This window comes from Streptomyces blastmyceticus (assembly GCF_039521185.1).
Lineage (GTDB): Bacteria > Actinomycetota > Actinomycetes > Streptomycetales > Streptomycetaceae > Streptomyces > Streptomyces blastmyceticus.
The window spans coordinates 15,981-39,565 of the sequence record NZ_BAAABW010000012.1 but is presented as its reverse complement, the minus strand read 5'-3'; the positions used below and the strand labels follow the sequence as shown (position 1 = coordinate 39,565).

The 23,585-nt window shown below is 72.8% G+C and carries 19 protein-coding genes; 5 read left to right on the top strand and 14 right to left on the bottom strand.

The window, feature by feature from the left end:
* Nucleotides 1-48 precede the first annotated feature (48 nt).
* Nucleotides 49-2,487: a SpoIIE family protein phosphatase gene (locus ABD269_RS09940; protein ID WP_344117404.1), complete on the top strand. Its 2,439-nt coding sequence runs from the start codon at nt 49-51 to the stop codon at nt 2,485-2,487.
* A 63-nt stretch (nt 2,488-2,550) separates the two neighbouring features.
* On the opposite strand, the gene ABD269_RS09935 is transcribed toward ABD269_RS09940, so the two are convergent.
* From ABD269_RS09935 to ABD269_RS09925, 3 genes are all read right to left on the bottom strand, one after another.
* Entirely contained in the window at nt 2,551-3,066 is a 516-nt protein-coding gene (locus tag ABD269_RS09935) for a DUF4142 domain-containing protein (RefSeq protein ID WP_344117403.1), read from the bottom strand.
* Between the two features lie 169 nt (nt 3,067-3,235).
* Complete coding sequence (locus ABD269_RS09930) at nt 3,236-4,840, bottom strand: alpha/beta hydrolase (RefSeq protein WP_344117402.1); 1,605 nt, start codon at nt 4,838-4,840, stop codon at nt 3,236-3,238.
* Nucleotides 4,841-4,923: 83 nt separating this feature from the next.
* Nucleotides 4,924-5,580 carry a TetR/AcrR family transcriptional regulator gene (locus ABD269_RS09925; RefSeq protein ID WP_344117401.1) on the bottom strand — a complete coding sequence of 219 codons (657 nt, stop codon included), beginning with the start codon at nt 5,578-5,580 and terminating at the stop codon, nt 4,924-4,926.
* A 48-nt stretch (nt 5,581-5,628) separates the two neighbouring features.
* Here ABD269_RS09925 and ABD269_RS09920 point away from each other — a divergent pair, with 48 nt between their 5' ends.
* Complete coding sequence (locus tag ABD269_RS09920) at nt 5,629-7,182, top strand: FAD-dependent oxidoreductase (protein WP_344117400.1); 1,554 nt, start codon at nt 5,629-5,631, stop codon at nt 7,180-7,182.
* A 20-nt stretch (nt 7,183-7,202) separates the two neighbouring features.
* Here the strand turns inward: ABD269_RS09920 and ABD269_RS09915 are convergent, their stop codons facing one another.
* From ABD269_RS09915 to ABD269_RS09905, 3 genes are all read right to left on the bottom strand, one after another.
* On the bottom strand, nt 7,203-8,510 hold the full coding sequence (locus ABD269_RS09915; RefSeq protein WP_344117399.1) for an ATP-binding protein: 1,308 nt from the start codon (nt 8,508-8,510) through the stop codon (nt 7,203-7,205).
* Complete coding sequence (locus ABD269_RS09910) at nt 8,507-9,247, bottom strand: hypothetical protein (protein ID WP_344117398.1); 741 nt, start codon at nt 9,245-9,247, stop codon at nt 8,507-8,509. The genes ABD269_RS09915 and ABD269_RS09910 overlap by 4 nt, the downstream gene beginning before the upstream one ends.
* Nucleotides 9,248-9,410: 163 nt before the next feature.
* Nucleotides 9,411-9,767, bottom strand: a complete 357-nt coding sequence (locus tag ABD269_RS09905; RefSeq protein ID WP_344117397.1) for a DUF937 domain-containing protein — start codon at nt 9,765-9,767, stop codon at nt 9,411-9,413.
* Nucleotides 9,768-9,950: 183 nt separating this feature from the next.
* Between ABD269_RS09905 and ABD269_RS09900 the strand changes: the two genes are divergently transcribed.
* The gene (locus tag ABD269_RS09900) at nt 9,951-12,212 is read left to right on the top strand and encodes a family 2 encapsulin nanocompartment cargo protein terpene cyclase (protein WP_344117396.1); all 2,262 of its coding nucleotides are present in this window, start codon (nt 9,951-9,953) and stop codon (nt 12,210-12,212) included.
* Here the strand turns inward: ABD269_RS09900 and ABD269_RS09895 are convergent.
* Nucleotides 12,209-12,775 (bottom strand): CGNR zinc finger domain-containing protein, encoded by a 567-nt coding sequence (locus ABD269_RS09895; RefSeq protein ID WP_344117395.1) that lies wholly within the window; start codon nt 12,773-12,775, stop codon nt 12,209-12,211. The two genes, ABD269_RS09900 and ABD269_RS09895, sit on opposite strands and share 4 nt — an antisense overlap.
* Nucleotides 12,776-12,903: 128 nt before the next feature.
* Between ABD269_RS09895 and ABD269_RS09890 the strand changes: the two genes are divergently transcribed.
* Entirely contained in the window at nt 12,904-13,794 is an 891-nt protein-coding gene (locus ABD269_RS09890) for a phosphotriesterase family protein (RefSeq protein ID WP_344117394.1), read from the top strand.
* An 85-nt stretch (nt 13,795-13,879) separates the two neighbouring features.
* On the opposite strand, the gene ABD269_RS09885 is transcribed toward ABD269_RS09890, so the two are convergent.
* The 7 genes from ABD269_RS09885 to ABD269_RS09855 form a co-directional block, all read right to left on the bottom strand.
* Nucleotides 13,880-16,381 carry an acyl-CoA reductase gene (locus ABD269_RS09885; RefSeq protein WP_344117393.1) on the bottom strand — a complete coding sequence of 834 codons (2,502 nt, stop codon included), beginning with the start codon at nt 16,379-16,381 and terminating at the stop codon, nt 13,880-13,882.
* Entirely contained in the window at nt 16,378-17,535 is a 1,158-nt protein-coding gene (locus ABD269_RS09880; RefSeq protein WP_344117392.1) for a LuxE/PaaK family acyltransferase, read from the bottom strand. The genes ABD269_RS09885 and ABD269_RS09880 overlap by 4 nt, the downstream gene beginning before the upstream one ends.
* A complete protein-coding gene (locus tag ABD269_RS09875) occupies nt 17,532-18,686 on the bottom strand; it encodes a GNAT family N-acetyltransferase (RefSeq protein ID WP_344117391.1) in 1,155 nt (384 codons plus the stop codon). Before ABD269_RS09875 ends, ABD269_RS09880 begins: the two co-directional genes overlap by 4 nt.
* Nucleotides 18,683-19,960, bottom strand: coding sequence for an MFS transporter (locus ABD269_RS09870; RefSeq protein WP_344117390.1), 1,278 nt, complete (start codon nt 19,958-19,960; stop codon nt 18,683-18,685). The genes ABD269_RS09875 and ABD269_RS09870 overlap by 4 nt, the downstream gene beginning before the upstream one ends.
* On the bottom strand, nt 19,957-21,228 hold the full coding sequence (locus ABD269_RS09865) for a phenylacetate--CoA ligase family protein (protein WP_344117389.1): 1,272 nt from the start codon (nt 21,226-21,228) through the stop codon (nt 19,957-19,959). The genes ABD269_RS09870 and ABD269_RS09865 overlap by 4 nt, the downstream gene beginning before the upstream one ends.
* Before the next feature lie 386 nt (nt 21,229-21,614).
* Nucleotides 21,615-21,983, bottom strand: coding sequence for a DUF6233 domain-containing protein (locus tag ABD269_RS09860; RefSeq protein WP_344117388.1), 369 nt, complete (start codon nt 21,981-21,983; stop codon nt 21,615-21,617).
* A 288-nt stretch (nt 21,984-22,271) separates the two neighbouring features.
* The gene (locus tag ABD269_RS09855) at nt 22,272-23,102 is read right to left on the bottom strand and encodes a helix-turn-helix domain-containing protein (RefSeq protein ID WP_344117387.1); all 831 of its coding nucleotides are present in this window, start codon (nt 23,100-23,102) and stop codon (nt 22,272-22,274) included.
* A gap of 88 nt (nt 23,103-23,190) precedes the next feature.
* Between ABD269_RS09855 and ABD269_RS09850 the strand changes: the two genes are divergently transcribed.
* Nucleotides 23,191-23,571 (top strand): cupin domain-containing protein, encoded by a 381-nt coding sequence (locus ABD269_RS09850; RefSeq protein ID WP_344117386.1) that lies wholly within the window; start codon nt 23,191-23,193, stop codon nt 23,569-23,571.
* Nucleotides 23,572-23,585 lie beyond the last annotated feature (14 nt).

Genomic DNA, 23,585 nt, shown 5'->3' with positions numbered 1-23,585 from the left:
GCGTGGGAATTCCCGCTGTATCGCGCATCGAGAACGAGATGAACGCCGATGGACGCCCTTGCCGATACGTTTCCCGATGCGGCGGCGGTTCCTGTCGCCGCCGTCGACGGTCGAGGCACCGTCACCCTGTGGAGTCCCCTGGCCCAGCGCCTGCTCGGCTATCCCGCCGACGAGATCGTCGGCCGCCCCGCTTCCGGCCTGCTCGCCGCACCCCTGCCCGCCTCCGCGCGCACGTCACTGACCAGGGCCGCACGGTGGAGCGGCGTCGTCCCCGCCCGTCACCGGGACGGCACCACGGTGCGGATCCCGGTCCGCGCGTGCCCCGGTCCTGACGGTGACGGCGGGGTCGGCTGGCTCGTCCTGACGGCCGCCCGGGACGCGCCTGCGGCCGCGCCGGAAGAGGAAATCCGCCCGGACGGAGCCGCGCCGCTCAAGGAATGGGCCTATCTCCAGTCCCCCATCGCCACGTCGGTCTACGACAGCGAGCTGCGGCTCGTGAGCGTCAATGACGAAATGCTCGGCGTCGCGGGCCACCCGGAAGCGGAGATGCTGGGGATGCGCCTCGCCGATATCCACCCCGGCCCGCCGTTCGACGCCTTCGGCAGGATGATGGCCGAGGCGATGCGGACGGGAAAGCCGATTCGCACGGACGCCTTTTTCCGGGCGCCCGGCGAGGTCCGGGAGCGCGCCTGGGCCTCCTTCTTCACCCCGCTGAAGGACCCGGCGGGGCAGGTGCGCGGTCTCGCCCTCGCCGCCCTCGACCACACGGAGGAATACCGGGCGCGCCAACGGCTGGCCCTGGTGAACGAGGCGGGGGCGCGGATCGGGACGACCCTGGACGTGGCCCGTACGGCACAGGAGCTGGCGGAGGTCACCGCCGGGCCGTTCGCCGACTTCGTCGCCGTCGACCTCTTCGACTCGGTGCTCCACGGCGAGAGCGAGGACGGGCAGGCCGACGGCCCCGCCGGGCCCTCCGCCGCCCTGCGCCGCGTCGCCGCCCGCACCGCCCTCGACGAGCGTCCGGGCGCGGATACGGGGCCGGCCGAGGCGCACCGCTGCCCGCCGCACTCGCCGCCGGCCCGCGCGCTCGCCTCCGGCAGGCCGTCCCTGCACAGCGGCGACGACCCGGGGATCCGGGCCTGGCTGTCGGACACCTCCGCCGTGCCCGCCGCCGTCCGCGAGCGCGGCGTCGGCTCCGTGCTCGCCGTGCCGCTGAGCGCGCGCGGCACCACACTGGGCGTGGCCGTGTTCGTGCGCGCCACCGGCGCCTACGACGCCGACGACCTGCTGCTCGCCTCGGAGATCGCGGCGCGGGCGGGCGCGTGTGTCGACAACGCCCGGCGGTACGCCCAGGAGCGTACGGCCGCGCTCACCCTCCAGCGCAGCCTGCTGCCGAGCCGGCTGCCGGACCAGGGGGCGGTGGAGGTCACCTCGCGGTATCTGCCGGCCGACGCGCAGGCGGGCATCGGGGGCGACTGGTTCGACGTCATCCCGCTGTCCGGCGCCCGGGTGGCGCTGGTGGTCGGGGACGTGGTCGGCCGCGGTCTGCAGGCGTCCGCCGTCATGGGCCGGCTGCGGGCGGCGGTCCGTACGCTCGCCGACCTCGACCTGCCGCCCGACGAGCTCCTCACGCACCTCGACGACCTCGTCATCCAACTGGCACAGGGTCAGGGGACCAAGCCCGCGGCCACGGTGCGGGAGACGGGCGCGACCTGTCTGTACGTGGTCTACGACCCGGTGACGCGCCGCTGCGCCATGGCGCGGGCCGGGCATCCCGCCCCTGTGGTCGTGCTGCCCGACGGCGCGGCGCGCTCCGTGCACGTCCCCAGCGGTCCGCCGCTCGGGCTGGGCGGCCTGCCCTTCGAGGCGTTCGAGACGGAACTGCCGGAGGGCAGTCTGCTCGCGCTCTACACCGACGGACTGGTCGAGGGGCGCGACCACGGGACCGGTCCGGGAACCGTGCGGCTGCGCGAGGCCCTGACCGACCCTCCCGAGTCCCTGGAGCGGATCTGCGACGACGTGCTGGACACGCTGCTGCCCGACCGGAACGCGCGGCCCGCCGACGACGTCGCGCTGCTGCTGGCCCGCACCCGGGCGCTCGGCGGCGACCGCGTACGCGACTGGAGCCTGCCCGCGGACCGGGCCACTGTCGCCGACGCGCGCAAGCACGCGTCCGAGCAGCTGACGGCGTGGGGCCTTGAGGAGCTGGGCTTCACCACCGAACTGGTCGTCAGCGAGCTGGTGACCAACGCGATCCGGCACGCCCACGCGCCCATCCGGCTGCGGCTGATCCGTGACCATGCGTCACTGATCTGCGAGGTCTCCGACGCCAGCAGCACCTCGCCGCGGATGCGGCGAGCCCGGATCTTCGACGAGGGCGGCCGGGGGCTGCTGCTGGTCGCGCAGCTCACCGAGCGCTGGGGGACCCGCTTCACCGCGGAGGGGAAGACCATCTGGGCCGAACAGCCACTGGCGCCCGTCGGCTGAGCCGGCGGCACGGGTACGGGCGAGGACAGGGCCCGTACCCGTGCCGGTCCGGTGTGCGGCGGGTCAGCGACGGCGCATGCAGTCGCGCACCAGGTCGAGGTGGTGGGCGACGAAGGGCCTGGCCGCGCGGGCCGCTTCCTGCACCTCCTGGTCCTTCCCCGTCTTCACCTCGCCGTCGATGAGCTTGAGCACCTGGACGTGGCCGGTCTCCTGCGCCTTCAGCCAGACCTTGTCGTAGTCACGGGTGCCCGCCCGTTTCTGGATGTCCTTCATCTCCTGTTGCTGATCGGCCGTGGTCGCGGCGGGGAGGGTGACCTTCAGCCGCTTCGCCAGCGCCCTGAGCGACTCGTCCATGCGGGTGTGATCGCTGACGAGCACCTCCCCGGTCTCCTTGGTACACCGCATCACGGCGTGCCGGCCCGCGTCCTTGCCGGCCGCGATCTCCGCCATGTTGCCCTGGTGGGCCGCCGTCAGGAAGGCCTCGTCGTGCTCGCACTCCGTGGCGAGTGCCGTCCCCGCCGCTGCCGTCGCCAGGGCGAGGGCCACCACCGCGGTACCGGCCCGGTGTCGCATAAGCATCGTTGGCTGCTCCGTTCCTCGTGTGCCCGCGGCGCCCCTCGGCACCGCGGGCCGGGTTCTGGACGGGGGCGCTTGTGCCGACGCCCCTTCGGATCTGATGCCTGCCCCGGGCCGATGCGACGCCACCCGCGGGGCGATCGCAGTCCCTCCCAATGGAGCAGCGGACGCGTCAGGTGCAGGTGGAGTGGTCCGGCGGCAGCGTGCCCTCCAGCAGGAACGCGTCGATCCGCTCGTTGACGCAGGTGGCGTCCTGGGTGCCGTAGACGCTGTGACCGCCGCCGGTGTCGGTCATGGTCACGGCGGAGCCGACCGCCGCGGCCATCTTGGGCAGCCACTGGACGGGGGTGGCCGGGTCGTACTCGGTGGTGTGCATGAGGATCTTGGGGGCGCCGACGGCCCGTACGTCGTGCGAGGTGTCGTCACCCGCCTGGGGCCAGCCGGTGCAGGCGGCCATGCCCGCGGCCATGAAGGGGCCGAAGACGGGCGAGGCGCGGACGAACTCGTGGTAGGCGGAGACGACCTGCCGGGTGGTGTAACGGCCCGAGGTGTCGGCGCAGTTGATCGCGGTCATCGCCTCCTCGACCTTGCCGTGGGAGCCGTTCTCCCGTTTGCCGCCCGCCCGGTCGGCCGCCGCCCGGCCGAGCTCGGCGGCCTCGCCGGGGTGGACGTGGTAGATGATCGCGGCCAGCAGGTTGGGGGTCTCGGGCAGGCTCTCGCGGGAGCGGAGCAGGCCCATGGTCTCCTCGATGGCGCCCTCGCGGTCGAGCTTGCGGCCGCCGGGCCAGTCGATCGGCTGGTCGTCGAGCTCGTCGAAGGCCCGGGCGACGTTGGTCATGGCCTTGTCGGTGTCGGAGCCGAGCGCGCAGTCCTCGTCGCCCCGGCTGGTGCACATCTCCACGGCGTGGCGCAGCGCCCGCTGGTAGGCGGCCGTCTGGGCGAGGGTGGAGTCCTTGAGGTTGGGGGCGGGTTCGTCGACGCCGTCCATGACCATGCGGCCGACCTTCGTGGGGAAGCGGTGGGCGTAGACGGCGCCCAGCTTGGTGCCGTAGGAGAAGCCGAGGTAGTTGAGCTTCTCCTCGCCCAGCGCGGCGCGGAGCACGTCCAGGTCCCGGGCCGCGTTGACGGTGCCGACGTACGGGATGATGTTGCCCGCTGTCCGCTTGCACCGCTGGAGGGCCCGCTCCTGATCGGCGATGAAGTCGGCCATGCCGTCGGGTCCGGAGAGGTCCGGGCCGGACGCGTGCTCGGCCTCGGTCATGCCGCCGTCGCCGCCGCAGAGCACCGGGGAGCTGGCGCCTACGCCGCGGGGGTCGAAGGTGACCAGGTCGTAGCGCGTCCCGGCCTTGCTGAAGCCGTCGGGTCCGTACTCCTTGAGCTGTTTGAGGCCGGATTCGCCGGGGCCGCCGAAGTTCAGGACGAGCGAGCCGCCGTGGTCGGCCCCGCCTTTGGCGCGGTAGCGCATCAGCGCGAGGCCGATCTCGCCCTTCCGGGGGTCGGCGTAGGTGTACGGGACCTTGAGCCGCCCGCACTCCGCCGAGGCGTCGGCCTTCTCCGTCTCGTCCTTGACCGCCTTGTCCGTCTCCTTCGAGCAGGGCTTCCAGGTGATCTGCTGCTCGTAGTAGGCCGAGAGATCCGGCTCTCCCTCGGCCCGGCCCGAGGAGGCGGTGCAGCCCGCGATTCCGGGGGCGAGCAGCGTGGCGGCCGCGAGGGGGACGGTCACGTTGGAGACGCGCAGGAGACGGTTGAAGCACGAGGGTCGGCGTACGGACGTCATGTCAGGGACGGTATTTCGCGGGCCAACGGCGGGCTTTCCGGAAGGGGCGTCCGGGTGACGCGCCCGGCGTGCCGCCGGAGGGGTCAGCCGTACAGGGCCCGGTCGAGGGCGGCGAATGTCTCGTCGACGTAACTCCGGTGGCTGTCGACGATGTCCTCCGCGCGCTCGCCCGCGAGCAGCCGCCCTGCGGCCGCCATGAAGGTGGCGCGGCAGGCGGCGACGGTGAGGGCCGCGACGAGCCGGGGCCGCTGGTCGCCGACGGGGGCGCCGGTGGTCTCCGCGACCGCCGTGGCGAGGGCGTTCTCCACCTCCTCGACGCCTTCGCGGGCCCGGGCCCGCAGGGCGGGAGAGTCCAGGACGATCCGCCCGAAGAACACGAAGCGGTCGGCGACGGCCGCCAGCGGGTGCCGCTGGTCGAGGAGTCCGAGCAGCAGCCGGTGGACCGCGCCGACCGGCGTCTCGCCGTCGTGCCGCTCGCGCACGGCGCGGGTGAAGAGGTCGACGGCCTCCGGGATGCGGTCCAGGAAGAGGTCTTCCTTGCGGGGGAAGTAGTTGAAGACGGTCATCGTGGAGACGCCGGCCGCCTTGGCGACCTCCGCGACGGGCACGTTGTCGAAGCCGCGTTCGATGAACAGCGCGGTGGCCACGTCCGAGATGCGCTGCCGCGTCCGGAGCTTCTTGCGTTCACGCAGGCCGAGGGCCTGGTTCTCGTCACCCTCGGCCATGAAGTCCTCACCCATGGAAAAAATAATACCCACTCAAAACTTTTAGTCGCTATAGTTTTCCTCATGAACTACGACGTGGTGGTGGCGGGAGCCGGCCCGGTGGGGCTGATGCTGGCGTGCGAGCTGAGGCTCGCGGGGGTGGACGTGCTCGTCGTCGAGCGGCTCACCGAAGTGGACACGACCGTCAAGGCGGGGGCGATCAACTCGCCCACCGCCGAGGCCCTTTACCGGCGCGGCCTCCTCCCGGAACTGGAGGAGATCCAGCGGGAGAACCTGGAGCGCTTCGCGTCCTTCACCCGGCAGCGGGTGGCCACCGACGGACAACCGCCCGCGCGGGCACCGAAGTTCGCCGGGCACTTCGCGGGCATCATGCTGAGCGGTGACCTCCTCGACGAGGCCGACCCCGATCTCACCGCCGCGGGACCGGCAGGCGAGGTCGGCTTCATCCCCCAGATATCACTGGAACTGCTGCTCGCCCGGCGCGCGGCGGAGCTCGGCGTCGAACTGCGCCGCGGCGTGGAGCTCACCGGCCTCGACGCCGCCGACGACCACGTCACCGTCCACCTCGGCGACGAGACGGTCCGCGCGGGCTGGCTCGTGGGCTGCGACGGCGGCCGCAGCACGGTCCGCAAGCTCGCCGGATTCGACTTCCCCGGCACGGCCCCCGGCATCACCGGCCGTCAGGCGGTCGTCGAGATGGAGGGCTCCGAGCGGCTGAAGACCGGCTGGAACTGGACGCCCACGGGGACGTACGCGCACGGGCCGGTCCCCGGCCGCATCCTGACCGTCGAGTTCGACGGACCCCCGGCCGACCGGGACACCCCCGTCACCGCCGAGGAGCTGCAGACGAGCCTGCGGACCGTGTCCGGGGTGGACGACGTCACCGTCACCCGGGTGCACTCCGCCACCCGGTTCACCGACAACGCCCGCCAGGCGAGCGACTACCGCAAGGGCCGGGTCCTGCTCGCGGGCGACGCGGCGCACGTCCACTCCCCCTTCGGCGGCCAGGGGCTCAACCTCGGCATCGGCGACGCGGTCAACCTCGGCTGGAAGCTGGCCGCCACGGTGCAGGGCCGGGCACCCGAAGGACTGCTCGACACCTACACCGCCGAGCGGCACCCCATCGGAGCCTGGGTCCTGCAGTGGACGAGGGCCCAAGTGGCGCTGATGCGGCCGGAGTCGCACGCGAGCGCGCTGCGCGACGTGGTCGCCGAGCTGGCCGGGACCGTCGACGCCACCACGTACTTCGTGAAGAAGATCTCCGGGGTGTGGCAGCGCTACGACATCCCGGGCGATCACCCGCTGGTCGGGCGCAGCGCGCCGGACCTGGAACTCGCGGACGGCAGCCGGCTGGCGGACCATCTGCACGACGGGCGGGGGGTGTTGCTGGATCTCGCGGGGTCGCGGGAGGAGGTACGGGGCGCGGCCGAAGGCCGTGTCAAGGTCGTCGCGGCGCGTTCCTCGTCGGAGCTCGGCGGGCTGCTGGTGCGGCCGGACGGGATCGTCGCCTGGGCGGCGTCCGATGTGGCGGCGGCGCTGCCGGATCTCGATGCCGCGCTGGCGCGGTGGTTCGTTCCGCACGCGAGCCTGGCCTGTGCGAGCCCGGCCGCCGGTTGAGAACACCCGGCGCGGCCGCGTCAGAGCGTACCGGTGTCCGCTTCGCCGTCGTCCTCGTACTCGGGCAGTCTCAGGACCGTCACCGCGCCGCCGTCCGTCGCGTTCGCGAACGTCAGCTCCGCGTCGATGATCCTCGCCTGGCCGACCGCGATGGTCAGGCCCAGGCCGTGCCCCTTGCCGCCGGAGCCCGTCGGCTGCGTGCGGAACCGCTGCGGGCCGTGTTCGAGGAGGTAGTCGGGGTAGCCCTCGCCGTGGTCGCGGACGGTGACCACGGGGCCGTCGACGGTGAGGGTGACGGGCGGGCGCCCGTGCCGGTGGGCGTTGGCGAGCAGATTGCTGAGGACCCGTTCGAGGCGGCGCCGGTCGGTCACCACGCAGGCGTCGCGCACGACGCGCACCTCCGCGTCCAGGCCGGAGGCCCGTACGGCCCGTTCGGCCAGCTGCCCGAGCTGGTGCGCGTCGAGGTCGGCCCGCTCCGTGAGCGAGTCCAGCCGGGAGATCTCCAGCAGATCCTCGGTGAGCCGGCGCAGCGCCTGCACGCGGTCGCGCACGAGCTCGGTGGGGCGGCCCGGGGGCAGCAGGTCGGCCGACGCCTGGAGGCCTGCGAGGGGGGTGCGCAGCTCGTGGGCCACGTCCGCGGTGAACCGCTGTTCGCTCTGGAGCCGTCCCTGGAGGGTGGCCGCCATCGCGTCGAGCGCCGCGGAGACGGCGGCCACCTCGTCCTGCGGCTTGGAGGGGTCGGTGCTGCGCGGGTCGGCGACCCGGGCGTCGAGGTCGCCCGCGCTGATGCGCCGGGCCACGTCCGCGGTGCGGTGCAGCCGACGGGTGACCCGGGAGACGGCGAAGACGCCGATGAGCAGGGTGCCGCCGATGGCCAGGGTCGAGGAGCCGATGATGGCGCGGTCGAGGCCGTCGATGGTGGCGGCGCTGTGCCGGTAGTCGAGCCGGGTGGCGAGGACCCCGCCGGCCGCGGGGGTCGCGGCCCACATCGTGGCGGTGCCGTTGTCGTCACCGAGCGCGGTGCCCCGGCGGCCGTGCAGCGCCATCTCCCGCAGCTGCGTGGGCAGTCCGGGCGGGTTGAGGACGGCCTGGTGGTGCACGGGGTCGCCTGCGGAGTAGGCGCGGGCGGCGGAGTCGAGCCGCTGGAGCGCTTCGACGCGGGCCTGGTGGACGGTCTGCCGCGTGACGATGACGTGCACCAGGGTGCCGAGGACCGCGGCGACGACGCAGCACATGACGGCGAGGAAGAGCGTGAACTTCCCGTACAGCGAGCCGAAGCGGGAGATCCTGGGCAGCCGCGGCCGTGGGGCGCGGGATCCGGCGGTCATCGACGGGACCCCGTGGGACTCGGGGTGGCGGTGGGCTCGACGCGGCGGATCTCGTCGCTCTTCAGCTCCATGTAATGCCGGTGGGAGTCCCAGGAGTAGACCGAGCGCACGGCGTAGTGGGGGGTGTCGGACGGCTCCCAGACGATCACGTCCCGGCCCGCCACCTCGATGGACGAGGGCCGCACCACGGTGGCCATGATGCGGGTGAGCTCCCCCTTGACGAGGGTGTAGCAGCGCAGCCCCAGGAGGTGGTCGTCCATCTCGATGCCGACGATCAGGTCGTCGTGCCCGTCGCCCGTGAGGTCCCGCAGGACGGGGGTGCGGATCGGACAGTTCCGCTCCGTCTCCGAGCAGGAAGTGATCTTGGCGGCGGTCGCCTCGTCCAGCCCGTCGGCGCCGGTGACGTCGTGCCGGTGGGCGGCGACCTCGGCCTTGACCACGGCGTAGGCGTCCACCTTCCGGATGTCCCCGGAGGGTACGGCCGCGATGCCCGGGACGCGCGTGGCGGTGACGTCGTCGTGCTGCTCGCCCGTCGGGGTGGGGGCCGGGGTCCGCTCGGGCCAGAGCAGGGAAGGGGCCGCGACGGGCGCCGTCGTACCGGCGCTGAGCGGCTCGCCCGCCGTCGAACACCCGGCCACGGTGACCGTCAGCACCAGCACCGCGGCCGCCCCGAGCGCCCGCGGGAGTCGCCGCGGGCGCGGGCCGCTCCCGGCGGCGGGGCGGGCAGATCCGGTCACTGCTGGGTCCAGGGTCGTAGGTCGTTCGACGGCTGGCCGTCGGCGCCGGCGGGGGCGCGGCGTACACCACGATGTTAAGCGAGTGCCCCCGGTGACCGGCGGGGCCCGCCCGGCGCCCCCTGTCGCACGGTCGGCGACGCCGGGCGCGGCCCCGCCGGGCGGGCTACCGCTTGCGCCGCTTGGCGATGGTCGTCATGACCACGGGAAGCAGCAGTTCGAGCGCCCGGGCGACCGTGGCCTCCGGCAGGCCCGTCTTCTTGGCGACCGCTTTGGCGACGGGCCCGCTGATCTTGCCGAGCACGCCGGACAACAGCCCGCCGCCCAGTCCCCCGCCCAGCCCGGCGAAGCCCGCGACCCCCGCGGGAGCGCCCTCGGTGATCTCCTCGGGAAGGGCCTCGACCGTGGCCGCCACCATCCCCTTCGCGCCCTCCGCATCCGTGCCGAGCTCCCCTGCGAGCTCCTGGATCCGGTCCTCGCCGAGTTCGTCCAATACGTCCTTCTGAAGCGTCTCATCGCCCATGCTCACGACATTACGCGCGCGGGCGTGTCCCCGTCCGCAAGATCGCCAATCGCTCACCCCGGGGCATCTTGAAGCCCCGTAGGCAAGATCCTTAACCGGGCCGGCACCCGCATTCACCAGATCGGGCGGAAGTACGACTTCCCGATCTATCCGACAGGGCGTCGCGAACTAGCGTGGTCGACCATGTCGCAGCCCTTCGAACTCCCCTCCTTCTACATGCCGTATCCGGCGCGCCTGAACCCTCATCTGGAGGGGGCCCGCGTCCACTCCAAGGCGTGGGCCCGCGGGATGCGGATGGTCGAGGGCTCCGGTATCTGGGACGAGTCGGACTTCGACTCCCATGACTACGCGCTGCTGTGTGCCTACACCCACCCCGACGCCTCGGGTCCCGAGCTCGACCTGATCACCGACTGGTACGTCTGGGTGTTCTTCTTCGACGACCACTTCCTGGACATCTTCAAGCGCACCCGTGACATGCCCGGCGCGAAGGCGTATCTCGACCGGCTGCCCGCCTTCATGCCGATCCACCCGGAGGACGCCACCGAGACGCCCACCAACCAGGTCGAGGAGGGCCTGGCGGACCTCTGGGCGCGTACGGTCCCGGCGATGTCGGAGGACTGGCGGCGGCGTTTCAAGGAGAGCACCCGGCACCTCCTGGAGGAGTCGCTGTGGGAGCTCGCCAACATCGACGAGGGCCGGGTGTCCAACCCCGTCGAGTACATCGAGATGCGCCGCAAGGTGGGTGGCGCGCCCTGGTCGGCGAACCTGGTGGAGCACGCGGCGGGCGCCGAGGTGCCGGCCGTCGTGGCGGCGTCCCGCCCGATGCGCGTCCTGAAGGACACGTTCTCCGACGGCGTGCACCTGCGCAACGACATCTTCTCGTACCAGCGGGAGACCCAGGAGGAGGGGGAGCTGGCCAACGCGATCCTGGTCCTGGAGAAGTTCCTGGGCTGCGGCACGCAGGAGGCGGCCGACGCCGTCAACGACCTTCTCACCTCCCGGCTCCAGCAGTTCGAGCACACCGCGCTCACCGAGGTGGAGCCCCTGCTGCTGGAGCACCGCCTGGGCCCCGACGCCTGGGCCGACGTCTTCACGTATGTGAAGGGACTCCAGGACTGGCAGTCCGGCGGGCACGAGTGGCACATGCGCTCCAGCCGCTATATGAACGGCGCCGCGGAGACCGGTGTGCCGGAACAGGCGCCCGTCGCCGTCGCGGCCGACGTGCTGACCGGGCCCTGCGGCCTGGGCACCTCGGCGGCCCGGCTGGTGTCGTCCCTGGTCGCGTCGGCGCCCGCCCGGCTGCGGAGCTTCGCGCACGTGCCGTTCCAGAAGGTCGGCCCGCTGCCGCACCCGGACTTCGCCATGCCGTACGAGGCCCGGCTGAGCCCCCACCTGGAGGGCGCCCGGCGGCACAACGTCGAGTGGAGCCACCGCATGGGGATCCTGGAGGCCGTGCCCGGGGTGCCCGGGTCCGGGGTCTGGGACGAGGCCCGGCTCAAGGACATCGACCTGCCCCTGTGCGCGGCCGGCATCCACCCGGACGCGACGCCCGAAGAGCTGGACGTGGCGTCGGACTGGCTCACCTGGGGCACGTACGCCGACGACTACTACCCGGCGGTCTTCGGGCGCACCCCGGACATGACCGCGGCGAAGGCCTGTCACGAACGGCTCCTGCTGTTCATGCCGTTGGACCTCGCCACGATGCCCGCGCCGGAGAGCCCGCTGGAGCGGGGCCTCGCCGACCTGTGGCAGCGCACGGCCGGCCCGATGGGGCCCGACGACCGCCGGACGTTCCGGGCGGGCGTCACGGTCATGCTGGAGAGCTGGCTGTGGGAGCTGTCGAACCACAAGCAGCACCGCATCCCCGAGCCCGTCGACTACATCGAGATGCGGCGCAAGACCTTCGGCTCGGACCTCACGATGAGCCTCTGCCGGATCGGCCACGGCAACTCCGTGCCACCGGAGATCTATCAGACACGGCCGGTCAGGGCGCTGGAGTCCGCGGCGGCCGACTACGCCTGCCTGATGAACGACATCTTCTCCTACCAGAAGGAGATCGAGTTCGAGGGCGAGGTGCACAACGCGGTCCTCGTCGTGCAGAACTTCTTCGACTGCGGGGTCGACGAGGCGCTCGGCATCGTCAGCGATCTGATGGCGTCCCGGATGCGCGAGTTCCAGCACGTCGTCGCCGTCCAACTGCCCGCGCTCTTCGAGGACTTCGGCCTGGACGAGGAGGCCCGTGCGGCGCTGACCACGTACGCGGACGAGCTCAAGAACTGGCTGTCGGGGATCCTGACCTGGCACGCGGGGTGCTTCCGCTACGCGGAGGAGGACCTGCTGCGCCACAACACGAAGGCGACGCCCGCGCCCGCGGGGGCTCTGTTCGCGCCGAGCGGGCTGGGGATGTCCGCACTGCACCTGTCCGCGCCGATGCCGGTCAACTAGCCGGAGCCCGCCCGGCGTCGCTCGCGGTGCGCCCTGACCCGGCCGCGGCTCGCGCAGGCCGGGGACGGGCACCAGCGGCGGCGCCCGCCCGGGTTGGCGAAGACGCCCCGGCAGTCCGACTCGGGGCAGATCGCCAGCGCTTCCCGTTCGGGCCCCGTCAGGTGGTCCACCGCCTGCCGCGCCACCCGGCCCAGCGCCGCCCCCGCCGTCCGCGGAGGCTCCCGCGTCAGCCGCTCCCCCGCCACCAGGCGCACGGGGTCCGGCGTCGCGTCGAGGAAGCGGGTCAGCCCGGCGACCGCGCCCGTCGGCGGCGGCTCGCCGGCGGCCACCGCGAGGGCCAGCGCACGGAGCGTCTCCCGCAGCGCCTGCGCTTCCCGTACGTCGGCCGCGGACGGCGGCCGCACGGGGGACAGTTCGCTCCGCTCCAGCCACTCCCCCAGCCGTTCGGGCGTGGCGATGCGCTCGACGGGGTCCGCGCCGAAACAACGGCCGCGGGTCGCGAGCAGGTTGAGCCAGGTGGCCCCGCAGTCGAAGCGGAGGGCCAGTCGGTCGTCGTCCTTCACCCCCGCATCGTAACGCTTCACCCGTTACAGTGATCATGTAACGGGTGAAGCGTTACGACTGAGGGACCGTCGAGCGGGAGGAACGACATGGAGCTGTGGGATTTGCGATCCGGCCGGGTGAGCGCGTCATGAGCGCCGTGCGTACGGTGCTCGGCGACCTGCCAGCCGGGGAGCTCGGGGTGTGCGACGCCCACGACCACCTCTTCCTGCGCAGCCCGCTGCTGCCCGGCCAGGAGCTCGACGACCGGGACGCCGCGGCCGCGGAGCTGCGGGCGTTCCGGGAGCTCGGCGGGGGGACGGTCGTGCAGTGGACGCCCCGGGGCATGGGGCGGCGGCTCGCCGAACTGCCGGGCCTGGCCCGGGAGACTGGGGTGCACATCGTCGCGGCCACGGGGCTCCATCAGGCCGTGCACTACGGGCCGGACGTCCTGGAGCGGGTGGACGACGGTCTCATGGAGTCGTTCATCGCCGATCTGACGACCGCGCCGGTGCGCGCGGGTCTGATCAAGGTGGCCGGTGGCTTCCACGGGCTCGACGACCACGCCCGGCGGACCATGGCAGCCGCGGCCGGGGCCCATCACGCCACCGGCGCCCCGATCGCGGTGCACCTGGAGCTCGGCACCGGCGCCATGGACGTACTGGACCTGCTCTGCGGCCAGTTGGGGGTGGCACCCGGGAAGGTCGTGCTCGGCCACCTGGGCCGGTGCCCCGACACCCGGACACACCTCCGGGCGGCGCGGGCCGGTGCGTATCTGGCGTTCGACGGGCCGTCGCGCGCCCACCACGCCACGGACTGGCGGCTCTTCGACGCGCTCACCGCCCTCGCGGAGGCCGGTCACGCCGACCGGGTCCTGCTCGGCGGGGACACCACGACCGCGGCCGCCCGCGGCGGTCCCGGCATGCCGCATCTGCTGCGCGTGCTGCGCCCCGCGCTGGCGGAGGAGCTGGGCGAGGACTTCGTCCGGCAGGTCCTCGTCGGCAATCCGGCGCGGGCCTTCGCCGCCGACTGGCCGCGCTGACGGCACCTTTGGACGGCGAAAGACGGTGAAAGACGGCGAAAGGGGGGCGGCGCGCAGGCCCCGCCCCCCTTCGTTCCGATGCCGACTACTGCCTGGTGTCCACGACCGCCCGCAGCTTGCCGCTCATCGCCGCGCGGTCGAGACCGGCGCCGTCCGCGGTCTCCACGGCGAGGTCGAGCAGCCGCTCGTCCACGGCCGACCGGAGCTCCGGGTAGTCGGCGAGGAAGGCCTCGCGCGCCGCGTCCGCCGGTACGTCGCCCGCGCGCTCCATGCGGACGGTGAGCGCCTCCCGGGGGCCGCCGTTGGCCAGCACGATCTGGAGCTCACCGCTGTAGTGCAGGCGCTCCTCCGCGATGGCCACGAACCGGCGGTAGTTGAGGAAGTACGTCGCCACCCGCATCACGTCGCCGAGCCGCCCGAGGAGCTCGAACCTCGGGGAGTGGCTGCCGCAGGGGCAGCGGCCGGGAAGGGTGCGGCCGAGGTCGCCGATGACGTAGCGGCCGATGCTCTGGCCGCGCCGGGCGTGGGTGGTGAAGACCAGCCGTCCGGTCTCCCCCGGCTCCACCGGGCGGTCGGCGTCGACGTCGAGGACCTCCAGGGTGTGGAGGTCGGCGTGCAGGTGGTGGACGCTGCCGGAGCTCTCGGTGCACTGGTAGCCGAGCGGGCCGAGGTCCGTGCTGCCGTAGGTGATGGAGTGGATCACCTCGATGCCGAAGGTCTCGGTGAGGGTGCGGCGCTGCTCGGCGGTGAAGTGCTCGCCACCGTAGAAGATCTTGCGGATGCCGCCGTACGAGCGCAGCAGGTCCGCTTCCTCGTGGAGCAGCTGCCAGAGGTAGGAGGGCATCCCGAAGAGGGTGTCCGCCCGGTGGGCGATCAGCGTCTCGGCGGTCGCCCGGTGGTCGGTGCCCGCGGCCATGGGCAGCTGGACGCCGCCCAGCCGCTCCAGTATGGAGAAGAAGCTGATGAAGCTGCCGTACATCCCGCCGCAGTAGAAGAGGTTGGCGGTCCGGTCGCGGGCCGGGTCGTAGCCCGCGGCGAGCAGGCCGCGGGCGGCGGCGTGCATCTGGGTGTCGTAGTCGTCGTAGCTGAAGAGGGACAGGGCGGGGGTGCCGGTGCTGCCGCCGCTGCGGAAGTACAGCTCGGCGTCGCGCGGGTCGACGTCGCGGTTGAGCTCCTGGACGTCCGCCTTGTCCCGCAGCGGCCCGGTGGGCGGCGGGAGGACGACGGGCCGGGCCAGGTCGTCGAGGCAGGCGGTGGTGGCGAAGCGCTCGTCGGCCTGGACGGCGACGCGGCGGCTGTAGCGCTGGAGGGCGTAGACGCCGTCGTGGGGTTCGCCGGAGTAGCCCGCCGTCATGGCGCCGACGGGGGTGACGCGGGTGACGCCCGCGGCCAGGACCGTGCCGGACAGCTCGGCGATGTCCGGGCGGCTGCCCGCGATGCCCGCGGTCTGGAGGTAGCGGCGCATGGGGCGCAGGGTGGGGATGATCCGCTTGCGGGGCAGCGGCTTGATCCACACGCTGCGGTGCAGCGGGGAGGCGGTGAGGACGGGGCGGGTGTCGGCCAGGACGCGCCAGGTGCCGTCGGGGGCGGTCAACACGCGGGTCAGCCCGAGGTGTTCCTCCAGGCGGGCGATCAGCTCGGTGGTGGTGAGCTCGGCCTCCTCGGCGGGGTCGAGCGCGTCGCCCTCCGGGGCGGGCATGGCCGCGAGCGCCTCGGCGAGGCGGTCGGCGAAGGCGAAGACGTCGTCGGCGTCCTCGGTGTCGAGGTAGACGACCTGGGGGCTGGAGCACGCCTGCTGCTCGAAGAGGCAGACGTCGGCGGCGAGGGCGGCCAGGGTGTCCGGGTCCTGCCACGCGTCGCGGGTGAGGTAGGCGAAGGAGATCTTGTGCCCCCACTCCACCAGGCGGCAGCCGGGCGGCACATGGGCGGCGACGCCCTCGACCGCGGCCTCGCCGCCCCATACGGCGACGGCGTCGGCGGGTGCGCACATCAGGCGCAGCCAGTCCTGCCGGGAGGAGGAGAAGCGCAGCACGATGACGCGGTCGGCGAGGGCGCCGGTCGGGTCGAGGGCGGCGAGTTCGGCGAGCAGGTGCTGGGCGAGGAGGGTGTCGCCGCTGCTGGTCTTGAGGATGTTGACGTTGCCGGCGAGGAGGCCCTCGATCAGGCTGAGGGGGGCGACGGTGGCGGCGTTGCCGGGGGCGATGTGGGCGACGAGGCCGACGGGCGCCCAGGCTTCGTAGACCGTCTCCTTGGCGTCGGGGCGGCCCAGCCGCTGGGGTGCGGTGGAGCCGAGTTCGCGGCGGAGCTTGCGGGTGAGCGCGTCGCGGCCGAGGAAGGCGGCGAGTTCGGCGAGTACGTCGCCGCTCTCGTCGTCGGGGAGGTGCCCGGCGAGGCGTACGGACACGGGGTGGGCCGGGTCGGACAGGGCCGTGGCCAGCCGGTCGCAGGCGGCGAGGACCGTCTCGGTGTCGAGCGGCGCGGCGAGGGCCTCCTCGACGGCGGCGGGCAGCGTGGCCAGGCGCCGCTCGGCCTCGTCGTCACCGATGAAGGCGCCCTGCCAGTAGTGGTGGTTCATGGTCTCGGTCATGACATTCCCTTCATCAGTTCGGCGGCGGCCACGGCACAGCTGCGGTTGCGGCTGACACCGGCGCGGCCGTGGACGGTGAACCAGTCGGTGGCGAGCTCGCAGCCGCACTCGCCGCCGGGCCGCACGGAGGCGAGGTCGCCCATCAGGACGCTCTGGGCGGGCACGGAGGTGATGTACGGCGAGACGAGGTGCAGATAGCCGGGCTCGCCGTACGGCAGCGGTTCGAGGGTGCGCGTGGAGCGCGTGGCGATCCGGGACCACACGGGTGCGTGCAGGTTGTGGTGGTCGCACTCGATGTAGGGGATGCAGTGCTCGACGGAGCCGAAGGTGTCCCGGATCCGCTCGGAGGGGATGCCCAGTTGCCCGGTGACGCGGCCGTACAGCTCGTCCTTGCCGATGCGCTGGTCCGCGTGGCCCTTCCAGCCGCCGCCGAGGACCACCAGGGAGCCCTCGGGGAGGGTCAGGGGCGGCAGGCCCATGGCGCGCATCCGCTCCAGGGTGAACCAGAGGAACGCGGGGAAGCCCAGAATCCGTACGGGCGCGTCCTCCTCGGCGAAGCGGCGCAGCGCGGCGACGCAGCCGAAGGGGTCGAACTCGTGGCCGTTGCCGGTGTTGCGCAGGGCGTATTCGACCTGGCGGGCGGGGGCGAAGTCACAGAGGTAGTTGTCGGTGAAGGAGGTGCCGAGGTTGAGGTCGCGGGCGGGCTCGTAGCTGTACAGGAGGTAGTTGACGTCCTGTTCGGGGGTGATCCAGCCGTTGCGCTCGAAGATGCGGGCGACCATGCGCTGGGCGGAGCGGATGGTCCACCGGTCGAAGAACATCTGGGACTTCTGGCCGGTGGTGCCGGAGGAGGTCAGGTGCAGGTCGACGTCGTCCCGGGGGATGGACAGGACCTCGTGGCGCTTGAAGAAGTTGGCGTGGACGAGGGGCGCGCGGTACGGCTCGGTGGGCGCGGTGGCCTCGTGCAGCTTCCGGAAGAACGGGGACCGGTCGGTGTGCCAGGCGTTGATCTCGGCCATGGCGGCCGTGAACAGCGCGTCCTCGGCGGCGCCGGTCGCGTAGGGGTCGGCCAGGTCACACAGTTCCTGGACCCGGGGCAGCAGTTCCGGGTCGGGGGCGTCGATCGGGGCGAGATGGGGGTTCACGGGGCTCATGGGGCAACCTCGGGTGCGGTCACGGCGGGCAGATGGGCCGAGGCCCAGGCCGAGACGTAGGAGTCCAGGTAGGGCTGGAGGGGCTTCTCGACGACGACGCCGCGGAAGTCGATGTGTTCGGTGGTCCGGGTCAGCACGACGTAGTCGTGGAAGCCGTCGCCCTCGGGGCGCATCGCGGGGTAGAGGGCGCTGGGGATGAAGTCCTGGGCCAGGAAGGCCGACAGCGCGCCGTGGTGGGCCAGCGGCACCAGTGCCTCGACGTAGCCCGCGCCCGCGCGGGTGAGGGCCCGGGTGATCGGTTCGAGGTAGCCGGCGGCGGCGGCCGGATCGGGGTGGCCCGCGACGAGGGCGCAGTACCTGCCGGTGCGGTTGAGGTAGGCGTAGACCTCGAAGTCGCCGTCGTCGGGCACCAGCAGCACATTGGGGGTGTGCAGGGGGTAGAACCACTGGGCGGCGTCGGGGAATCGGTCGTGGAAGCGGCGGCGGACGAAGGCGGGGGCCTCGACCATCTCCAGTGTCACGTCCGGGGCCTCGGGCGGTGCCGGGAGCGGGTCGGTGGGCCGGGCGTCCGCGTAGCTGATGCCGAGGCTGCGCTCGACGTTCCGCAGAAGCGGCAGCAGGGGCGCGGGCACCTCGCCGACGGGGACGCGGCGGTCCAGCACGCCGGGCGAGTGACGCGCGTAGAGCGCGAGGCTCTCACGGCAGTCGAGGTCGACCGCGTTGGGCAGGATGCCCATCGGCCGGAAGCCGTTGCGCGCGACGACGCGCTGGGGACCGGCGCTGACGGTGCGGACCGTGGCGTAGACCGAGTCGAGGCGGCCGGCAGTGAGCATCCGGGCGCACAGCTCCTCGGTGAGCTGTCCGGCGAGGCCCGAGCCCCGCTGGTCGGGGTGGACGGCGAGCCCTTCGAGGCGGCCGAGGCGGCTGCCGGGTTCGCTGTGGATGGCGGCCGATCCGACGAGGCCGCCCGACTTGGCGGTCCCCGTGCTGCGGGCGACGAGCCAGAGGGTGAACGGGTCCTGGATGAGCCGGGACATCTCCGCGGGGTCGGTGCCCAGGGCCGTCGGGTAGTGCGGCCCGTAGACGGCGTAGTAGAGCTGGCGGAGCTCGGCTATGTCGGCGGGCGTGGCCTGCTCGATGGTGACGCTCACCGGGCCGCTCCCACGGCTTCCGCCTCGGGCGCGGGCGCGGTCTCCGGGGCCGGGGTGCGGTCGCGGAGCATCGCCAGCGCGCAGGCGGCGGGCACCAGTCCGGCCGCCTGGATCAGGCAGAGCGTCTGCGGGGACAGCTGGTCGCCGAGCGCGCCGAAGAGCAGGGAGGCGACGGGGAACGTCGCCCCGAGCACGGCCTGCATCACGGCGAAGAAGGCGGGCTTGTCGGCCGCGGGGACGAGCCGCTGGAAGAGCGCCACGAAGCGGACGCCGATCACTCCGACGCACCAGCCGGCCACGGCCAGGCAGCCCGCGATGACGGGCCGTTCGCCGACGATGCCGGGCAGGCCCAGCGCGACGGCCATCGTGGCCAGGCACAACGAGCCCACGACGGTGGGCCGGCCGGGCACCCGGGCGCCGGTGAACGAGCCGATCAGCGTGCCCGTGCCGAGCGATGCCTCCAGCAGGGCGACCGTGCCGCCACCACCGTGGAGCACACCCTTGGTGTACAGCGGGATGACGACGAAGACGGCGGTGGTGAAGAGGTTGGCCGCGGTGAAGCTGATGAGGATCTTGCGGACGAAGGGCAGGCCGGACAGGACCTGACGCAGCGTCCGCTGCTCCTGGGCACCCGCGCCCTCCTCCGTGTCGGCGGCCGCGGGGCGGAAGCGTGCGGTCGCGACGAGCGCGGCGGCCGTCACATACGCGGCCGCGCAGCCGACGGCGAGCCCGGCCACTCCGGCGCGGTCGACGATCAGGGCGCCGAGCAGCGCCCCGCCGAGGCTCGCCAGCGACTGGGTGGACAGCTCGAAGCCGGTGGCCGCCTCGATGTCCTCGTCGTCGACGAGTTCGGGCACGGAGGTGGTCAGGCAGGGGTCGAAGAAGGCCTGGCAGGTGGCCAGGGCGAGGGTCGCGGCGTACGCGGCCGCGAGCGGCAGGTCGCTCGCGTAGGCCCAGGCGGCCAGCGCCGTCGCGGCCACGCCCGCGCTGCCCGCGGCGGCGCGCAGGAGCGTGCGGTGGGCGATCCGGGCGATGGCGCGGGCGACCACGGGGGCCAGGGCCACGGCGGGCAGCGTGCTGACCGCCATGAACAGCCCCGAGGCGAGGCCGTTGCCGCCGCTGACGGCGTAGGCGACGAGCCACCAGGAGACGCCGACCTGGAACATCCGGACCGCGGCCTGGGTCAGCACCTGGCCCAGCCATACGGTGCCGAAGGCGCGGTTGCGCAGGACGAGCGGGAGCTTGCGGGACCGGTCCGCTGCGGGGGCGGTCATGCGGTCGGCCTCTCGTCGATGACGCGGATGAGCTTGCCGGAGCGGGAGTTGACGACGAGGTCGCGGTTGCGGACCCACTCCACCTCCATCGGGTGGACGAAACCGGCGCGCAGGCTGTCGGGGTAGAGCGGGCGCGCCGCGCACAGTCCTTCGACGACCTCCTTGGCGAGGACGTCGAGACCGGCCGGGTCGTCGTCGCCGGGCGCGGTCGCGAGGCGCAGGACGAGCCCGTCGCGGCCGTCCCAGCGGCGCACCACGAGCTGCATGCCGACGATGCGGCCCTCGCCGTCCGCCGCGGCGACGGCGTCCTGGGCGTCCTGCGAGTACAGCGACACCGGTCCGACGCGCACACCTTCCTCGGCGCGGCCGAGGATGCGGAAGTGGCCGGCTTCGGTGTCCGTCCACTCCGCGCGGTCACCGGCGGGGTAGCGGATGATCGGCATGAACAGGCGGAACAGGCTGGTCACGACGACCCGCCCGGGACGGCCCGCTTCGAGGATCGGCTCCCCGGTCGTCTCGTCGAGGATCTCGACGACGGAGTGCGGGGTGAAGGCGCGGTGGACGCGCGGGTCGGGTCCGGGCACGGGGCAGCCGAGCAGCCCGGCGTCGACGCTGGCGTAGCCCAGCGAGCGCGCCTCCGCGTTGGGGAAGGCGGCGGCCAGCAGGCGTCGCTGGTCGTCGAAGAGCGCTTCGCCGCCGAAGAACAGGAGCTCCACGTCGGGCAGCTGCTCGCCCAGGGCGACCAGGTGCTCGGCGAGGCGGCAGAGCGTGGTGGGGGTGCCCGCGACCACCTGCGCGGCGAAATCGCGCAGGGTCGGGACCGTCGACTCCAGCGGTGCGGCGCCGCCGATGGGCAGCCGGACGTTGTCGACCGGCGCGTGGGAGAGGGAGTCGAGGACGAAGAGGAAGCTGGCGTACAGCTCACCGGCGTAGAAGAGATCCGCCACGCGGTGGCCGGGCTTCAGGCCCGCGTCGACGAGTCCGCTGCCGAATGCGGTGACGAACTCCCGCCATTCCTCACGGGTGTAGCAGGAGAACTTGGGGGCGCCGGTGGTGCCGCCGGTCTTGTAGACGGACGCCTCGGTGAGCGGGCCGGTGAGCACGCGATTGTCGTGGAGTGTGTTGGCTGCCCAGAATTCTCCCTGGTCCACGACGGGAAGGGCCGTGAGGCAATCCACATCCGGCGCCAAGGACGCGTAGAGATTCGCATAGAACGGGGAGTGCTCACGGGCGTGACGTATGAGGTCCGGAAGCTGATGGACGGGCATGCGGCCTTGCCTAAAGAGAAGAAGAGGGTGTTACCGGCGGGGCGAGAGGCTGTGCGCCGCCCTCACCTATTTGAATGCTGAACGAGATATGCGCGGCATATTCGTATAGCCCGGCGCGTCACAACTGACGCGCGCTCACAATCATGGGCCACGGCAGAACGTACCGCAAAATCGGCGGTGTCCGGCAAGCCATGATTGGCCGGAAACGGCCCGTTACCGGTGGACGGAACAGGCCGCGCGCGGAAGGAGATCAGGGGCCGCCGCAGGGGCGGCCCACGGGATTTCCGCGGCGAATGGACTTCGCTTGCGCATGGGATGTTTTGTGCGGTTTGTGTGCAAGGCTGCGACAAGTGCCGCGCACAGGCCGTGCGGACCTCACGGGCCGCTTACGACGCGGGAGTAAGGAACCGTTCCGGCAGGCAGGCGTCGCACGGCCGGGCCTTGCTCGCGAGGAGCTCGTCGCGCGCCTCCGCCGTGGTGAGGGTCTCCTCGCCGCCCTTCGGCACCCAGCAGCCCGCGTGGTGCACTTCGTGCATGGTCCTGCCGGACCGGGTGTGGGAGGTGACCGGCCACAGCGCGTGCTCCAGATCCGGCCGGTAGGGCGTACGGGAAGCGGTGGTGTGCGCCTCCTCGTACGGATCCTCGGTGAGGTGCTGGAGGACCGCGCAGCGGACCCACTCCCGCGGGGGCATGCCCGCTTCGTCTGCGGCCGCCGTGATAAGGGCGAGTTCGTCGTGGCTGAAGAGCTGCTCCATGCCGCGCGACGGTAGCAGTGGCGGATGCGCTGGTGGGCGGGTTGGAGGAACGCGGCATATGCGCTTCCGCCGCACGGCTACGGGTCCCGTGGGCGGAGCGGTCGGCGGGCGCGGGCGAGAGGCGTCCGCCCATGGCCGAAATCGGCCATCCCACGCCGGGATCAAGGGATTTCACTGTCACGCCCGGCCGTGCCGCGCCGGTTCCCAGGAGCGCTCCGGTTCCCCCGAACGGGTCGTCGGCACCGCTGACAGGGTCACCCGCCGGGGCCCCGCGCCGGACCCCGGCCCTCAGTCGCCGGACGGGCCCCCGACCGCCGCGAAACGGAACGGAGTTGTACCGACATGACGGGTGAAATGGCGATTCAGATGGGATTGGTCGTAGAAGCCGACGGCGGTGGCGACCTCCGCCGGTCGCCGCCCGGAGAGCAGGAGCGAGCGCGCCCGCTCGATCCGCCTGCCCGTCAGATAGGCGTGCGGCGGCAGCCCGTAGGTCTGCTTGAAGCAGCGGATGAGGTGCGTGGGGTGGGCGCGCAGGATCCCGGCCGCCTCCTGGAGCGAGACCCCCGCGCGTATCCGCGAATCGAGCAGGTCGCGCAACTGCCCTGCCAGGCGCCCCGCTTCGCGGCCCGGCCCGGCGGGGCGAAGGGCGGCGAGCCGGTCGAGGTGGCCGTGGAGCCGCTCCCGGATGAAGGAGAGCCGGGACTCCGCCTCGAAGGCGTCCCCGGCGTGGGAGAGGGCCGCGTGCAGCCCGTGGATGCGCCGCCACAGCGGGCCGTCACCGAGGACGGGCAGCCCGACCGCCGGTCCGGTGAACCGCTCGGGGAGGACCGTCGTGTCGAGGTAGAGCACGCGCTTGCGGAACCCGGCGGCCGTGACGGTCCGCCCGTCGTGCGGGACCCCGGGCGGCAGCAGCGCGACGGCGCTCGTCCCGGTGGCGCCGTGACGACGGCGGTCGAGCGCGAACTCGACCGAGCCCGCGTCGATGATCATCAGCGCCCAGGTGTCGTGGGTGTGGGCCGGATAGGCGTGGTCGACGAATCGGGCGTGGAACACCTCGGCGATGCCGGGCACGGCCGGTCGCCAAGCGTTGATCTTCGTACGGGGACGATCTCCGATCATGCAAGGAACGTACAAGACCGCAAGTGACCGGTCCCGGCACCCTCGAGTCACCGGCCGGAGCACCGGCCACGAGCCAGGAGGAAGCACCATGACCACGACCACCCGGGCCGTGAACATCGCCGCGGAGCTCGCGGCCTTCCACGACCACTGGGCACAGCGGAAGGTGGCCGGTCTGAACGACTACGAGGTCAAACTCGCGAAGGTCCAGGGTGAGTTCGTCTGGCACACCCACGACGACACGGACGAGCTGTTCCTGGTCGTCAGCGGCCGCCTCACGATCCAGCTCAGGGACGGGGACGTCGTCCTGGAGCCCGGTGAGCTCTTCGTGGTGCCGCGGGGCACGGAACACTGCCCGAAGGCCGAGGAGGAGACGTCCATCCTGCTGCTGGAGCCGGCGGGCGTGCTCAACACCGGCTCGACGGGCGGGCCTCGGACGCGACTTCCCGTGCCGTCGAGCCGGCAGGACTGAGAGCACGCCCCCGG

Coding starts and splice junctions, on each gene's coding strand:
- ABD269_RS09925 (WP_344117401.1), bottom strand. CDS start 5,580: ATGGGTGAGGACTTCATGGCCGAGGGTGACGAGAACCAGGCCCTCGGC.
- ABD269_RS09880 (WP_344117392.1), bottom strand. CDS start 17,535: ATGAGCCCCGTGAACCCCCATCTCGCCCCGATCGACGCCCCCGACCCG.
- ABD269_RS09930 (WP_344117402.1), bottom strand. CDS start 4,840: ATGACGTCCGTACGCCGACCCTCGTGCTTCAACCGTCTCCTGCGCGTC.
- ABD269_RS09855 (WP_344117387.1), bottom strand. CDS start 23,102: ATGATCGGAGATCGTCCCCGTACGAAGATCAACGCTTGGCGACCGGCC.
- ABD269_RS09920 (WP_344117400.1), top strand. CDS start 5,629: ATGAACTACGACGTGGTGGTGGCGGGAGCCGGCCCGGTGGGGCTGATG.
- ABD269_RS09885 (WP_344117393.1), bottom strand. CDS start 16,381: ATGACCGAGACCATGAACCACCACTACTGGCAGGGCGCCTTCATCGGT.
- ABD269_RS09940 (WP_344117404.1), top strand. CDS start 49: ATGGACGCCCTTGCCGATACGTTTCCCGATGCGGCGGCGGTTCCTGTC.
- ABD269_RS09915 (WP_344117399.1), bottom strand. CDS start 8,510: ATGACCGCCGGATCCCGCGCCCCACGGCCGCGGCTGCCCAGGATCTCC.
- ABD269_RS09905 (WP_344117397.1), bottom strand. CDS start 9,767: ATGGGCGATGAGACGCTTCAGAAGGACGTATTGGACGAACTCGGCGAG.
- ABD269_RS09860 (WP_344117388.1), bottom strand. CDS start 21,983: ATGGAGCAGCTCTTCAGCCACGACGAACTCGCCCTTATCACGGCGGCC.
- ABD269_RS09900 (WP_344117396.1), top strand. CDS start 9,951: ATGTCGCAGCCCTTCGAACTCCCCTCCTTCTACATGCCGTATCCGGCG.
- ABD269_RS09850 (WP_344117386.1), top strand. CDS start 23,191: ATGACCACGACCACCCGGGCCGTGAACATCGCCGCGGAGCTCGCGGCC.
- ABD269_RS09865 (WP_344117389.1), bottom strand. CDS start 21,228: ATGCCCGTCCATCAGCTTCCGGACCTCATACGTCACGCCCGTGAGCAC.
- ABD269_RS09890 (WP_344117394.1), top strand. CDS start 12,904: ATGAGCGCCGTGCGTACGGTGCTCGGCGACCTGCCAGCCGGGGAGCTC.
- ABD269_RS09935 (WP_344117403.1), bottom strand. CDS start 3,066: ATGCTTATGCGACACCGGGCCGGTACCGCGGTGGTGGCCCTCGCCCTG.
- ABD269_RS09870 (WP_344117390.1), bottom strand. CDS start 19,960: ATGACCGCCCCCGCAGCGGACCGGTCCCGCAAGCTCCCGCTCGTCCTG.